The sequence below is a fragment of the Alloprevotella tannerae ATCC 51259 genome, from assembly GCF_000159995.1.
GTDB lineage: Bacteria > Bacteroidota > Bacteroidia > Bacteroidales > Bacteroidaceae > Alloprevotella > Alloprevotella tannerae.
On record NZ_GG700643.1, the window covers coordinates 373,206 to 386,970 of the forward strand.

Here is a 13,765-nt window from a genome sequence, read left to right on the forward strand (position 1 = left end):
AGAGCAACTTGTTAAGTTGCATTCCTGTGTGTAAGAAACTATTAAACGAAATAGAGAAATATCTTTTTCTGTTGTTTGTCGAAGTTTTCGCCCGCAACGCCATACAATCCATCGTTTTGAAAGCATACAAAGGGCGAAAAGAAGTATGCTTTTGCCAATTGAGCATTTGCTCCATATTGCAATGAATATGACGGAGAAATAGCAGCTGTCGTATTATTCGTTTGCGATGTCGATACTTTTGGGAAAGCATTACCAGACTCAATTATTGCAATTGCGGTTTTAACTCCCGTATCAAAGCTATTTGCGTATTCTATTGAGGCTTGAACACCTAGTTGGTTGTCCAAAATTCTTGTGATGATATAGCGTTTAATCAATGAGGCAGACTCCTTAATCAGATTATTGCGTCGGCGAAGTCCATTTTGAGCTGAGAAAGTCGCAAAGTTGTTGACTAAATCTTGTTTGTGTAAATAGTTCACGACCTCACCTTCAGTCTTATACTTGCTTAGCGCCTCGTGATGAGTCGTTGTAAACACATAGGCATATTGAAACATCAATCCATTCAAATAAGCTTCCTTAAAATAAGATGTCATTCCGATTGTGTCAAGCGGAATGAATTTGTCTGGAATGATGCCGCCACCTCCATATACAATACGGCCTAAGCGCGTTTTGTACTTTTCTCCATTTGCTCTGATGCTGTCTGCGTTGTAATATTCCCCATGTTTTGCACGCAAAAGCAAGTCTTCTTGATAATCTAGTTCATCCCCAGGCTTATATGGTTTTTGTACGCAGCGACCGGAGGGCGTATAATAACGTGCAATAGTTAGACGAAGCATACTATTATCTCTGAATTCAATGGCTTCTTGTACCAATCCTTTGCCGAAGGTGCGCCTTCCTACAACCGTTCCCCGGTCGTTATCTTGTATCGCCCCACTTAATATTTCGCTGGCTGAAGCTGTATTTTCATCAACCAAGAGGACAAGTGGGATGTTTTGATATGTTCCTCGACCATCACTTACATAGTCGTGTCGAGGAGATTTTCGTCCTTCGGTGTAGACAATCAGCCTACCTTTTGGTAAGAACTCATTGGCAATTTTTACAGCTGCATCCAAATAACCTCCGAGGTTTCCGCGAAGATCGATAACCAAGCCTTTAAAGTCTGATTGATTTAATCTAGCAAGAGCAGCTAAGAATTCCGGATAAGTTGTGCTGCTGAAAGAGGTAATACGAATGTATCCGATTGAAGGCGTAGCCATATAAACGGCATCTATACTTTTAACCGGAACATCTCCACGCGTGATTGTTGTATTGAAAATCCGTTTTTCTCCCACGCGCTTGATACTTAAAGTTACTTTGGAGCCTTTTGGGCCTTTCAAGCGTTTTAATACTTCATCGTTTGTAACGACTTCGCCGACGAAAGGTTTGCCATCGACCGCCGTAATGCAGTCTCCGGCTTGAAGACCCTTGCTTTCTGAAGGTCCGCCTTTTACAATTTGAATAATTCTAACTGTATCCTTGTAGATTGTAAATTGAACACCAATGCCGGAGAAACTACCATTAAGCCCCTGCATACTGGCTTCTACATCTTTTGCGCTGACATAAGTAGAGTGAGGGTCAAGCTGTGCTAAGATTCCGGGCATAGATTTTTCTACTAAGTCCGGAATATTAACGGAATCAACGTATTGGTCGTCTACGAGATGAAGCAAATCGTTGATCTTATTGCTGGAAGTATTGATAATGTTCAAGCGGTTGCCAGCAAAATGGGAAGCAAAAAAACTTCCAAGCAAAATACCTACTACTACACCTATGGATACGAGTAGCGGGATGAAGCGACGTTTATTCTTGCTCATTTAATGGTAAATATTGAACGTCAATATGCGCTCTTTTTAAGAGTTCTACTCCGTCAGTCAATCTATATTTCTTGCCGTATATAACGCGTTTTATGCCGGCTTGTATAATAAGTTTGCTACATTCTATGCAAGGTGCGTCCGTCACGTAAAGCGTTGCGCCGTCAGAGTTATTACCCGAGCGAGCTATCTTTGTAATAGCATTCGCTTCAGCGTGAAGCACGTAAGGCTTTGTTATGTTTAGCTCATCTTCACACTGATTTTCAAAGCCGGAAGGTGTGCCATTGTAGCCATCACTGATAATCATTTTATCCTTAACGATCAATGCGCCGACTTGCCGACGTTTACAATAGGAGTTTTCCGACCATATACGTGCCATACGGAGGTAGCGATTGTCGAGTAATTGTTGTTTCTCTTCTGTCGTCATTGTGTTTTAAGCGTTAGGCGTAGGCAAACCGTTGCGAATCAACAATGCATTGATGCTTGGAGCCTTTCCTCGGAAAGCTGTATAAAGTTTTAATGGATGTACAGTTCCTCCTTTTTCCAAAATATTAGTGCGGAAGCGTCGGGCCGTTTCTCTATTAAAAATTCCGGTCTCTTGGAAAAGCGAGAAAGCATCCGCATCCAACACTTCTGCCCACTTATAGCTATAATAGCCTGCCGCATAACCGCCTGACATGATATGGCCAAACTGTACACTCATACAAGTTTCCGGTTCTTGTGGCATCAACTGTGCGGGCGCCCAAGCTTTCTGTTCAAAAGCGCGAACGTCTTCTGTGAAAGGTTCGGTTTGTGTATAATAGGCCATGTCCAAAAGTCCGAAACTAACCTGTCGCATACAAGCATAAGCAACGTTAAAATTCCTGCTTTTGCGAATCTTTGCTAATAGCTCGTCGGGGATAGGTTCGCCCGTTTTGTAATGTTTTGCAAACGTAGACAAGAACTCTTTCTCGACGGCATAATTTTCCATAAACTGCGATGGGAGCTCTACGAAATCCCAATATACGCTCGTTCCGCTAAGTGCCGCATAGCGCGTCTTTGCAAAGATACCGTGCAGCGCATGTCCGAATTCGTGCAGGAAAGTCTCCACTTCTCCCAAGGTCAATAAGGCCGGTTTTTCTGCCGTCGGCTTAGTCAGATTCATTACGATCGCCACAAATGGTCGCCCTTCGCGCTCTGATTCTTCCTTATAGTTGGTCATCCACGCTCCGCTTTGCTTCCCTTTTCTCGGATGGAAGTCGCAATATAGCACAGCTAAGAAGTCGCTGTTCTCATCTATCACTTCGAAGGCCTCTACGTCTGGATGATAAACCGGAATGTCCGGGTTTTGCTTGAAAGTGATGCCATAAAGCCGCTCAGCCAAACCGAAGATACCTTTTTTTACTTGCGAAAGTTCGAAATAAGGGCGGAGCATTTCTGCGTCCAAGTCAAATTCTTTTTTCTTTAGTTTCTGACTATAATAAGCAAAATCCCAAGGTTTTAACTCCTCATCTGATAAGGCGCTGATGGCTTTCATTTCTTTTTCTGCCGGTGCTTTATAGTGCTTGATCAAGTCGTTTAATAATTGATACACATGCTCCGGTTTTTCTGCCATTCTGTTCTTTAGCGCGAAATCAGCATAACTTGCGTAGCCTAATAGTTGGGCTACTTCTCGACGCAGATTGACAATGCGTTTTACGATCTCGAAGTTGTTATGTGCATTGTCGTGTGTACACTGCGTATTGTAGGCCATATACAGTTGCTTTCTCAATTCGCGGTCATCCGCATAAGTCATAAACGGTATGTAACTCGGAGCTTTCAGGGTGATGATCCAACCATCGGTCTGCTGCTCTTTAGCCGTTTGAGCCGCTTGTTCAATTTGCGATTCAGGCAAGCCCTTTAATTGCTCCTCTTTAGTTAAATGCAAGGTAAATGCATTTGTCTCTTTCAGATGATTTTGGGAGAATTGCACCGTCAACTGCGATAGCTCGGTCGAAAGCTTACGCAGTTGCTCCTTTCCGGCTTCATCCAATGTCGCACCCGAGCGTTCAAAGCCCTCAAAAGTCTTCTCCAGTAGCATCTGCTCCTCTTCATTTAAAGTGGGCTTTGCATCATATACTGCTTTAATACGCTTAAATAACCCCTCATTCAGCGTAATGGCCGTTTCATGTTGGGTTAAAATGGGTGCATATTTTTGCACTAAGGCATCAAGCTCGTCATTCGTTTCTGCTGATGACAAGTTGAAAAGTACGCTTGTTGCCTTTCCCAACAGCGTGCCTGTAGTATCGAGCGCGGCAATCGTATTTGCAAAATCAGGTTGCTCTTTGTTGCTTACAATTGCTGCTATTTCTTCATCTTCTTCCTTAATTCCTTTGTCGATCGCCTCTTCAATGTCTTGCAAAGTGATGCGGTCAAAAGGTATAGTTTCGTGTGGTGTCTGATAAGCACCAAAGAATGGATTTTCTCTTTGTATCATATTATCTGCAAAGTTACTTTACCGCAGAGAAATATACAAAAGTAAGGCACATATTTTTTCTGTCATCTTTCACTGTTTGCGAATGCCATATTTTCGTATGTAGAAAAGGATCTCTACCTCTTTATCTTAAGAATCTAAATACTGTTTGTGGATCAATAAGATAAATGCGTTTAATAAATCGTTTTGTAGGTGCTTTCTGAAAATCAGCATTTTTATGCGATACGCCTTTTATGCTTGATTTAACTTTGGAGTTGCATCTATGAAAAGGTATAGATTGGAAACGTTTCTCTTGATCGCTTCTTCTATTATCACGAGAGGATGAACGTACCATCGTGAGAGTATGAATGTGCGCACGTGATGAAACACTCGTTCGCTCGTGATGGTACGACTCAAAATTAAGTTGCGGTTGGGAATTTATGAGGTTTTGTCGCGTAAAAATAAGCGATGCAATGAAGAAAATAAGCAGCAAACCGAAGATGTTTTGCGGGTAGCATTTATTGTCCTGTCGTTGTGTTTACGATTTGGAAATTAAATGTATAATACGGCCGGGTGAGATGTCAAGTCTGGCAATATTAAGAAGGATAAGGGGAGATAAGAATATGGCTTCTTGAGATCAGCAAGTCTCAGATGGATAAGCGCTGATGATTGCTAAGAAAGACTTAGCGCAGAACTATTTGCCGAAATAAAAACCCGCGTAGGTATTGATGAAATTGACAGAATTGATGGCCGTAAAACCTTTACGCCGATAGTCGTACAGCTGGCTAATATAGGAGATTCCGACGAATCCTCGTCCTGTATTCCAAACAAGGCCTACGCGACCTACGAATCCGAGATTCAGATTTGCGGCCTGCGCATCCGGTTTTGTACCTGCGACCTTTCTTCCTCTTTCAAGACTCAGGCCGATAGTGGGCGTAAAGGAACCGGCCAACAGACAATTGCGTGCAAAAGTCCAATTGTAGGCGTAGCCGGCACTTATACTGTAATTGCTATATGTGCGGTTGGCTATTTTTAGCTGTTCGAAGAGGGGTGTTTGCTGCGTAAGCGTTGGGGGGAGCTTAGTATAATCGAATTCCAACTTTTGATGATCATAGCGAAAGCCAAAGAGTAGTGTGCCTGCACTTTTGCGCTGGATTGTACTTTGATTATAGGCGGCCGGATAAGAGAACTTCTTGTGATTGAAAATGCAATAGAGGTTGAAGCTGATCAAATACATTTGCAATCCATCGAAGTTTTTGTTGTGAAAAGTTCCGGGAGAGACGCCTTGAAAGCCTACCGTGCGTTGCAATTGGAAGTCGCCCTTATTTTTTAAATAAACGAAATCTCCTCCAACTAAATTACTATATAAACTAAGGCTGAACTCTGTATTTTTTCCTGCTTTTTGTATGCGGCCAATATCAATAGTGTAGCCTAAGAAAAGCCAACGCCAACCCAGAAAAGGACCAATCTTGAAAGACGGACGAGGGAAGAAAGTGAGTGATTGTCGCTCTTTGTTCTTCTCCGTCGCACTGAATGATACAAAATGTAAAAAGTTGGTGTTCTGCATCATTGCCGTCCAAGTGTAGTCGTTAGGTTGTATATAAGTAGTGTCAATCGTATTCAGTTGGGTGATGATTTGCTTGAGTCGTTGACCAAAGTTTTTTTTCTCTACGTGTATGGTCGTATCTGCGACAACAGTCGTTTGCTGCTCTTGAGTCGTTTGAGCCGCGCATAAAAAGGGAAGGCTCAAACTGAAAAGCAGGTAGATTGTTTTTTTGCAGGGATGGGGGATACTGAAGCGCAGCCGTCCAAGCATAGAGAAAAGAGAGGCGATCGACATATACGGTTAAGTTTTACCTAAAATCCGATCCATTACCCAATTGACCGGAGTGGCCGAGATACTATCGCAATTGCATACATTTTCTCCGCGTAGGTGGTCTACGATTGATTGAATCAGCGGTAACTGAACGTGGCGTGGATTTGCTTCATTAAATTCTTGTCGGCCTTGACTGTTTTGTAAGATGATGGGTTCGTATGTAAAGACAGAAAACTTAAGTTTTCCTTTGTCGCCGGTAATTTCAATGCTGTCTTCTCTTGCGGATTCGTGGGCGACAAAACACCAGCTGCCGGAACCCGGAAGCCCTCCATTAAATTGGAAACAAGCGCTAAGCGTATCTTCGGGCTGATAATAGCCACCACGATTGGACGTGTAACCCGTAGCCTCAATAATGGGACCAAACATTTCTTGAATTAAATCAATCTGGTGTGGCGCTAAATCATAAAAATAGCCGCCTCCTGCAATATTGGCTTGTACTCGCCAAGGCTGATCTTTACGTGAATGATCTAAATCGCTGGGGGGAACTGCAAATCTGATTTGTACGTTCATCACGCGGCCTATTGAGCCGGAGTTGATCAGTTGTTTGACGCGCTGAAAATAGGGTAAGTAGCGCCGATAATAGGCTACAAAGCAGGGAATACCAGTTTTCTCGACGATCCTATTGACACGACAACAATCTTCATAATTGGAGGCTAAAGGTTTTTCGACATAGACGGGTTTTCCAGCCTTTAAAGCCATAATAGCGTAGGTGGCGTGGGTGGAAGGTGGGGTAGCAATGTAGACAGCATTGACATCCGGATCGTCTATCAGGATTTGCGGATCATTATACCATTTCTTTATGCCATGATTTTGGGCATAAGCGCTTGCTTTAGCAAGATTGCGGCTCATAATGGCCACAACTTCTGAATGGGAAGCTTCTGTAAATGCCGGGCCACTCTTCTTTTCTGTGGCTTCTCCACAACCAATAAAACCCCATTTTACCTCATCTATCATGTGTCGCCTTATTTAGATGAGCAAAGTTAGTATTGTTAGTTTTTGTATCCAAAATAAAGGTGAAGAAATCAATACTTTCCGGTGCTTTTTGTCGTATTAAAATCCGCTGATAATCTCTTTTATTGATGCGAAATAAAGGTCTGGGTTTAGAAAAATAAAATGCTTCGAGAGTTATAATAGGCCTAAGTCTTCAAACATTACCTTGTATTTTTCTGCTTTCTTTTCTAATTTGAGGGGATAAGCACGACTACTACTGGGCATACGGTATAAGCGAAGCTCTTTGCCTGCGTATTGAAACGTTTCATAAGTGCCGACCACAGGCTCTTTGATGTTAAATGCTTGTAGCAGCGTATCTGTAGCTTTTTGTCCGGTTGTAACGACGGCTTTTAGTTGTGGAAGTTGATCGAATAATGTAGGCAGATCTGTCGGAGTAATGACTTCTAAAAATTTGTCTGAAGCATTATCTTTTAATCGTCTGACTTTAATAGCTGTGTCAAATAAAGCAATGCCTTTTGCTTTTAAGAAGGGGATCAACAAATCTAACTTAAATGTCTTATGTTCTTTATCAACAAAGGCGTCTTTGTCGCCTTTAAAAAGCAACCCATATATACGCCACATATCATTGATGTAATTGGGGTAGAAGAAGTGCATTGACCATCTCTTAGTTTGAGGTGGGAAACTACCTAACATCAATAGTTTGGCATTTGCAGGAAGAAAAGGGGAAAGAGGGTGTTGTTCTATCATTTTATTGTGCCTCCGGCAATCCAATGTTTTCGCCAATAATCCTTGTTGAGATCATCTATTACTACGCCTTTGCTGCTACTTGCGTGAATGAACTTTGATCCTTTCAAAAAAATTCCGACGTGATCAATACGAGAAGGATCATAGGAAGAGGAGAAAAAGACGAGATCTCCTTGTTTGAGCGCTTCTGGGCTACGGGGATGTCCTAAATCTTTTTCGAATTGTTCTTTGCTGATTCTATGTAGTTGCACACCATATACATTATTATATATAGCACACGTAAGGCCGGAGCAATCTACACCAAGTTTGGAGGAACCGCCAAAAGTGTAGGGCGTACCAAGCCAAGAGGCTGCTTCTATAAATAATCGGTGATCGTCTGTGCGCTCAATTTCAAAACCTATACGATCTGCAGTGCGTACTAAGGTTTTAAAATCGTAATTTAATGATTTATGAGAAGAGCAAGAGAAAAGTAGGAATAGGATAGAAAATCCTAAACCTAAGTGTACTTTTCTCTTGCTATAGAGGCTCATTACAAGTTGTTTTCTGCTAAATATCGATTAGCTTCAAGGGCTGCTTTACAACCACTACCTGCTGCAGTGATGGCTTGTCGGTAATGAGGGTCGGCAATATCTCCGGCTGCATAGACGCCTGGTACGCCTGTTCTAGGTGTTTGACCCTCTGTGATAATATAGCCATTTTCGTCTGTTTTTACCCAAGGCTTGAAGAGGTCGCTATTCGGTTTGTGTCCGATAGCTAAGAAAAATCCATCAATTGGAAGGTCGTATTGCTTTTCATCAGCTTCTCCACGGCGATATACTAAATGTGCTCCGGAAACTCCGTCTTCTCCAAACAGGCCAATCGCGTTTGTCTCAAAAAGTATCTCAATCTTGGGATTTTCCATTACACGATCTTGCATAGCTTTGCTGGCACGTAAGAATGGTTTGCGGACAATTAAATATACTTTCTCTGCAAGGCTGGATAGGTAGGTTGCCTCTTCACAAGCAGTGTCGCCTCCGCCAACAACAGCAACAATTTTCTTACGATAGAAGAAACCATCGCAGGTAGCACAAGCACTAACTCCTGTTCCTTTGTATTTTTCCTCATCGGCAAGACCTAAATATTTAGCTGTAGCACCAGTAGCGATGATCAATGTATGACAAAGAACTTGGCTTCCATCGTCAAACGTTACTTCATAGGGTCTTTTTTCTAAATTGACTTTAGTTGCCGCATGTGCGCGAATTTCCGTGCCAAAACGCTCTGCTTGGCGACGCAAATCATCTAAGAGTTGATTGGCATCTACTCCTTCCGGATAGCCGGGAAAGTTTTCAATTTCTGTTGTGGTGGTTAATTGCCCTCCAGGTTGCATTCCTTCATAAAGAATTGGGGAGAGACCGGCTCTTCCTGCATAGAGGCCGGCAGTGTAACCTGCTGGGCCTGAGCCTAAGATTAAACAACGTACTGTTTCCATAATTTCTATCTTAAATCAATAATTTCGATGTTAGGGAAGTCTTTTGGGTTAAAACGAAATGCAGAATTGCTCACTTGCTGATTAGGCTTGAACTCTGTTATTGCAAATCGAATCCAATTTCCTTGTTTATTTTTAATGCGAATGTTGAGCGGGGTATAGTTGGCATCAACTATCACTAGTAACCTCTGAATCTGATTACCTTTGTTTTGCGCTTGTAAAGCAACTTCTTTGCAAGGTTTTCCTGCATACTTTGTATCCTTAATACTTGTATTGTAGCCCTTCTTGTATAAACTAGTGAATGTATATGGATTCATCATTGCTGCTTCTGAGGCAGACGGAGTAGATACGTTGACTTCGTTATTTCCTGCAACTAAACTCCATTCTGTTTTACCGTCATACCATACGGAAACTTCCCGAGAGGTTAGTTTGAACTTATTTCCTTTAAGCAGTATTGTACCATTCGTGTTGCCATTGGGTTTTAATCCGTTGTAGAATGTCGTAGTAAAGCTAACTTTGAGGCTTCCACTATTTGCAATCTTGGCCGCCGTTTTATCCAATACATCTTTTGCACTTTGTGAAAAAAGTGAGGAAAAACATATAACGGTAATAAAGAGAGAGATTGTTCTTTTCATATTATGTTTGTTTGTCTGTTATTAGGGCTGTTTAATGTCGAATGTCATTTAATAGGGTTTCTAAATTCGTGTCGTCTGTCACTAGCACCTCGCGAGGCTTTGCCCCTCTTGAAGGCCCAACTATACCAAAGTGTTCAAGTTGATCCATCAAACGGCCTGCTCGATTAAAGCCAATGGAGAATTTGCGTTGGATCAAGGACGTTGAGCCTTGTTGGTGAATTACTATAAGGCGAGCTGCATCTTCAAACATCGGATCAAGACTGTTTTTATCTATTTGTCCGATGGCATTGCCGACTTCTTCCTCGGATTCAACTTCTGGCAGTTCAAAAGCCGTAGGGTATGCTTGCTGTTTGCAAATAAAATCGTTGATGCGTTCAACCTCGGGCGTATCAACAAATGCACATTGAACGCGGACAGGTTCATTTCCATGTAAGAAAAGCATATCTCCTCGCCCGATTAGTTGATTGGCGCCAGTTCGATCAAGAATTGTTCTACTATCAATGACAGACATGACTTTAAAGGCCATACGTGCAGGGAAGTTGGCCTTGATTGTACCTGTAATGATGTTTGTTGTTGGACGTTGGGTCGCTATAACCATATGCATTCCTACGGCACGGGCTAATTGGGCAATACGGGCAATAGGCAATTCTACCTCTTTTCCTGCAGTCATGATTAAGTCGCCAAACTCATCTATTATCACAACGATGTAAGGCATAAATTCATGCCCTTCCTTTGGATTCAGTTTCCTTGCTTTGAACTTGGCGTTATACTCCTTTATGTTCCTTACGTGGGCTAATCTCAGAAGATCATAACGATGGTCCATGACTTGGCAAAGACTTTTGAGCGTTTGGACAACTTTTGTTACATCTGTTATAATTGGCTCTACTACTGTTGGTATTTTTGCTAAGAAATGACGTTCAATAGGGGTATAAACACTAAATTCCACTTTTTTGGGATCAACCATCACTAACTTCAACTCTGCTGGATGCTTTTTATAGAGTAAAGATGTGATGATAGCATTTAAACCCACTGACTTTCCTTGTCCGGTCGCACCTGCAACTAACAAGTGAGGCATTTTGGCTAAATCTACCATAAATACTTCGTTTGTGATCGTCTTTCCTAAGGCTATAGGTAAATCAGCTTTTGTTTCTTGGAAACGCTTTGAGTTAAGTATACTCTCCATCGAAACAATTTTAGCTGTTTTGTTTGGTACTTCTATACCAATCGTTCCTTTTCCTGGTATGGGTGCAATGATACGTATGCCGAGGGCTGATAAGCTCAAGGCAATATCGTCTTCCAGATTTCGAATCTTATTGATTCGCACTCCGGGAGCTGGCGTTACTTCATACAAGGTGATTGTTGGCCCTATGGTTGCGGTTATCGCAGAAATGTCTACGCCAAAACTCTTTAGGACATTGATAATTCTATTTTTGTTCCCCTGTTGTTCATCCATATCTATCTTGGGCCCATTATCTGAGTAGACTTTTAGTAGATCCAATGTGGGAAATTTATAATTTTCAAGATCTTTTCGTGGGTCAAATGGCTCTTGTTGTAAAACTTCTTCTACCGTTTTTTGTGTAGCTTTTTCTTCTTCTTGTTTATCTACAATGACGAGGTCTGTTTCTCTGGATGAGGCTTTTGATAGATTTACGTCATCTTTAGTTTGATTTGCAGTTATGATAGGTATTTCTTCTGTAAGATTAATGACGGTGCCTGTTTCTGAGTCTTGGGGTGCTACCTCCTCTTCTTCATCTTCAAATTCGTCTATTTCTGTTTTATTTGCAGTGTACGGTTTAGCTCCGTCATTTAATTCATTTTCTACATTGTCTGAGTCTGTATTTTCCGGAACAGTTTCTGATGCTACTTTATTTAATAGATGTTTAGGGTGCATTAGGTTGCGAAATACAACAATAGTTTCATCAGTTAGATAAACTAAATAAAGAAGACCTAATGCAACCATCAGGATAATGGCTCCAGTGAGTCCAATAACATCACATAGGTAATTGTTTATATAAATCCCATGTCCTCCTCCCCAATCAAAAGGAAACATCTGTATCCATTTTTGAGGAAAGAAATTTGCTTGTGATATGCTTAAGACGATAGACCCCCAAACCATGAGTATAACACAATTGAGGAACCATTTCCAAAGTCTTATTTTGTATGTGCGCATGAGTTTCATGCTCAGTCCCAATAAAAATATTGGTATGAAGAAAGAGCACAAGCCGAAACAATTCTGAAGGAAATAATAAGCCGTGTAGCCGCCGAGACGCCCACCGTAATTGGCCGCCTTAAAGGTCTCTTGTGCTTCTATGTGAGCTTGATCTCTATAGCCGTTTACTAAATAAGACGAGAAAGAGAGCAATAGAAATAAAGCGACAATGAGAATAACAACGCCAAAGATGAAGCGAAGCGTATCTCCACGCAACATATCGCTCCATCCGCCTTCTGGCCTTATAACTTGCCGAAATGATTTCTTTTTAGCTCGCTTAGTTTTTACCATTACGTTGTTCTTGTGTATAATAATCAATGAGTCTGCGAAGTGCACGTTGACAGACTGGACAGAAGGCTTTACATTCGTTCGTCTTCATTCTGCAATCTTGAAAAGCGCGATAAACGCCTTTAGATTGATAGCCACCGCCTTCATATACGCCGATTTGATCCAACTTTTTAAGGTTAGGTGGGGTAGGAATCTTCGTTTTTGTAGGAAGCATATCTTCCCACTTCGTCGCAAAGTTGTTTAACGTCGTGAGGTTTTGCTCCCAAGGTTCAGCATCCGGATAATAATAGTTCGTATATTGATCATCATAATAGTATTCGTCAGATAAACCGCCAAAACTATGTCCAAACTCGTGTACGATGACCGGTTTAAACAACTTGTGTTTGGCTGTTGTTAAGGTATAAGAATTATATATACCACCTCCTCCATAATTGTCAGTGTTGGCTAAGATAATAAAATGCTCATATGGTATGCCAATAAGACTATTGTGGAGATTCTTAAGGTCGAGCGTAGTTAAATATCTATCTGAATAGAAGGTGTCAAAATGGCTCTTGAGCGCTGTATTCTTCCATTCTCCTTTTCCCGGAATACTTACGCCTGACTCGAGCGAAGGAAGTGCTACGGCAACAACGTTAAATCTATCCTTCATAGATTTAAATGGCTCGTGCAAGAACAATTGCTCTGTAGCAATCTCTGCGTGATGGTAAAAGCTGTCGGCCTCTTCTGCGCGATAACCTTCTGCCAGAATTGCTATGTCGATGCATTTTTCTGGAGCGCCGCTCTTCAAAATATATTTGTGAGGTGGAATCTGAGCCGGATTAATCTTGCGAATCAGAATATCTTTTGGATTAATTTCGTGAGTGTACTGTGCTAAAAGTTTGTTGTGGTTGCCATAAAGCTCGATCGACACAAGTGCAGAATCCGTAGGCATTGGGAGAAGGAATACGTTTTCAAAAGCTTTACGTGTGCGCGTAGCCTCTTCCGTATTCAACCATTCTTGAAAGAGCGTTGAGAACGAATTGCAGTAAAGTAAGCGTTTTGTGTGCGCATCTCTCAAATAAATTTTTCCATTTCCTTGTAAGGCAAGCGTGTCAAGATTTACATGTCGGCCGTACCAACCATCAAATGTATTTAGTTCGCTTACAGCTATTTCACGCTGCTGTACATCACCCGAGAATATATAATCAATGCGTAACGTTTGGTTCAGGTTCAGTTGTTGTGCGTGAATGCTTGCCATAATCAGCAAAAGCAATCCGGCTAAGGCGAAGATCCTTTTCATATGTACATCTTATATTTTATCGTACAAAAATAGGAAAAAGTCT

The 13,765-nt window shown here is 41.6% G+C and carries 11 protein-coding genes; all 11 read right to left on the bottom strand.

Annotation, left to right across the window (positions count from 1 at the left end):
• Window positions 1-41 precede the first annotated feature (41 nt).
• Window positions 42-1,847: a S41 family peptidase gene (locus GCWU000325_RS07570; protein ID WP_006255772.1), complete on the bottom strand. Its 1,806-nt coding sequence runs from the start codon at window positions 1,845-1,847 to the stop codon at window positions 42-44.
• The gene (locus tag GCWU000325_RS07575; RefSeq protein ID WP_006255773.1) at window positions 1,834-2,271 is read right to left on the bottom strand and encodes a deoxycytidylate deaminase; all 438 of its coding nucleotides are present in this window, start codon (window positions 2,269-2,271) and stop codon (window positions 1,834-1,836) included. The genes GCWU000325_RS07570 and GCWU000325_RS07575 overlap by 14 nt, the downstream gene beginning before the upstream one ends.
• A 6-nt stretch (window positions 2,272-2,277) precedes the next feature.
• Entirely contained in the window at window positions 2,278-4,299 is a 2,022-nt protein-coding gene (locus GCWU000325_RS07580) for a M3 family metallopeptidase (RefSeq protein ID WP_006255774.1), read from the bottom strand.
• Window positions 4,300-4,969: 670 nt separating this feature from the next.
• Entirely contained in the window at window positions 4,970-6,115 is a 1,146-nt protein-coding gene (locus GCWU000325_RS07585) for a DUF4421 domain-containing protein (RefSeq protein WP_006255776.1), read from the bottom strand.
• A gap of 6 nt (window positions 6,116-6,121) precedes the next feature.
• On the bottom strand, window positions 6,122-7,105 hold the full coding sequence (locus GCWU000325_RS07590; protein ID WP_006255777.1) for a Gfo/Idh/MocA family protein: 984 nt from the start codon (window positions 7,103-7,105) through the stop codon (window positions 6,122-6,124).
• A gap of 171 nt (window positions 7,106-7,276) precedes the next feature.
• Entirely contained in the window at window positions 7,277-7,849 is a 573-nt protein-coding gene (locus tag GCWU000325_RS07595; RefSeq protein ID WP_006255778.1) for a uracil-DNA glycosylase family protein, read from the bottom strand.
• Window positions 7,846-8,376: a C40 family peptidase gene (locus GCWU000325_RS07600; protein ID WP_006255779.1), complete on the bottom strand. Its 531-nt coding sequence runs from the start codon at window positions 8,374-8,376 to the stop codon at window positions 7,846-7,848. Before GCWU000325_RS07600 ends, GCWU000325_RS07595 begins: the two co-directional genes overlap by 4 nt.
• The gene (gene trxB / locus GCWU000325_RS07605; protein WP_006255780.1) at window positions 8,376-9,314 is read right to left on the bottom strand and encodes a thioredoxin-disulfide reductase; all 939 of its coding nucleotides are present in this window, start codon (window positions 9,312-9,314) and stop codon (window positions 8,376-8,378) included. The genes GCWU000325_RS07600 and trxB overlap by 1 nt, the downstream gene beginning before the upstream one ends.
• Window positions 9,315-9,319: 5 nt before the next feature.
• Complete coding sequence (locus tag GCWU000325_RS07610) at window positions 9,320-9,946, bottom strand: LolA-like putative outer membrane lipoprotein chaperone (RefSeq protein WP_006255781.1); 627 nt, start codon at window positions 9,944-9,946, stop codon at window positions 9,320-9,322.
• A 31-nt stretch (window positions 9,947-9,977) separates the two neighbouring features.
• Complete coding sequence (locus GCWU000325_RS07615; RefSeq protein ID WP_006255782.1) at window positions 9,978-12,446, bottom strand: FtsK/SpoIIIE family DNA translocase; 2,469 nt, start codon at window positions 12,444-12,446, stop codon at window positions 9,978-9,980.
• Window positions 12,433-13,722 (bottom strand): M64 family metallopeptidase, encoded by a 1,290-nt coding sequence (locus GCWU000325_RS07620; protein ID WP_006255783.1) that lies wholly within the window; start codon window positions 13,720-13,722, stop codon window positions 12,433-12,435. The genes GCWU000325_RS07615 and GCWU000325_RS07620 overlap by 14 nt, the downstream gene beginning before the upstream one ends.
• Window positions 13,723-13,765 lie beyond the last annotated feature (43 nt).

Excerpts from the sequence above, each read along its gene's own strand:
- GCWU000325_RS07570 (WP_006255772.1), bottom strand. The coding sequence starts at position 1,847 with ATGAGCAAGAATAAACGTCGCTTCATCCCGCTACTCGTATCCATAGGT.
- GCWU000325_RS07575 (WP_006255773.1), bottom strand. The coding sequence starts at position 2,271 with ATGACGACAGAAGAGAAACAACAATTACTCGACAATCGCTACCTCCGT.
- GCWU000325_RS07580 (WP_006255774.1), bottom strand. The coding sequence starts at position 4,299 with ATGATACAAAGAGAAAATCCATTCTTTGGTGCTTATCAGACACCACAC.
- GCWU000325_RS07585 (WP_006255776.1), bottom strand. The coding sequence starts at position 6,115 with ATGTCGATCGCCTCTCTTTTCTCTATGCTTGGACGGCTGCGCTTCAGT.
- GCWU000325_RS07590 (WP_006255777.1), bottom strand. The coding sequence starts at position 7,105 with ATGATAGATGAGGTAAAATGGGGTTTTATTGGTTGTGGAGAAGCCACA.
- GCWU000325_RS07595 (WP_006255778.1), bottom strand. The coding sequence starts at position 7,849 with ATGATAGAACAACACCCTCTTTCCCCTTTTCTTCCTGCAAATGCCAAA.
- GCWU000325_RS07600 (WP_006255779.1), bottom strand. The coding sequence starts at position 8,376 with ATGAGCCTCTATAGCAAGAGAAAAGTACACTTAGGTTTAGGATTTTCT.
- trxB (WP_006255780.1), bottom strand. The coding sequence starts at position 9,314 with ATGGAAACAGTACGTTGTTTAATCTTAGGCTCAGGCCCAGCAGGTTAC.
- GCWU000325_RS07610 (WP_006255781.1), bottom strand. The coding sequence starts at position 9,946 with ATGAAAAGAACAATCTCTCTCTTTATTACCGTTATATGTTTTTCCTCA.
- GCWU000325_RS07615 (WP_006255782.1), bottom strand. The coding sequence starts at position 12,446 with ATGGTAAAAACTAAGCGAGCTAAAAAGAAATCATTTCGGCAAGTTATA.
- GCWU000325_RS07620 (WP_006255783.1), bottom strand. The coding sequence starts at position 13,722 with ATGAAAAGGATCTTCGCCTTAGCCGGATTGCTTTTGCTGATTATGGCA.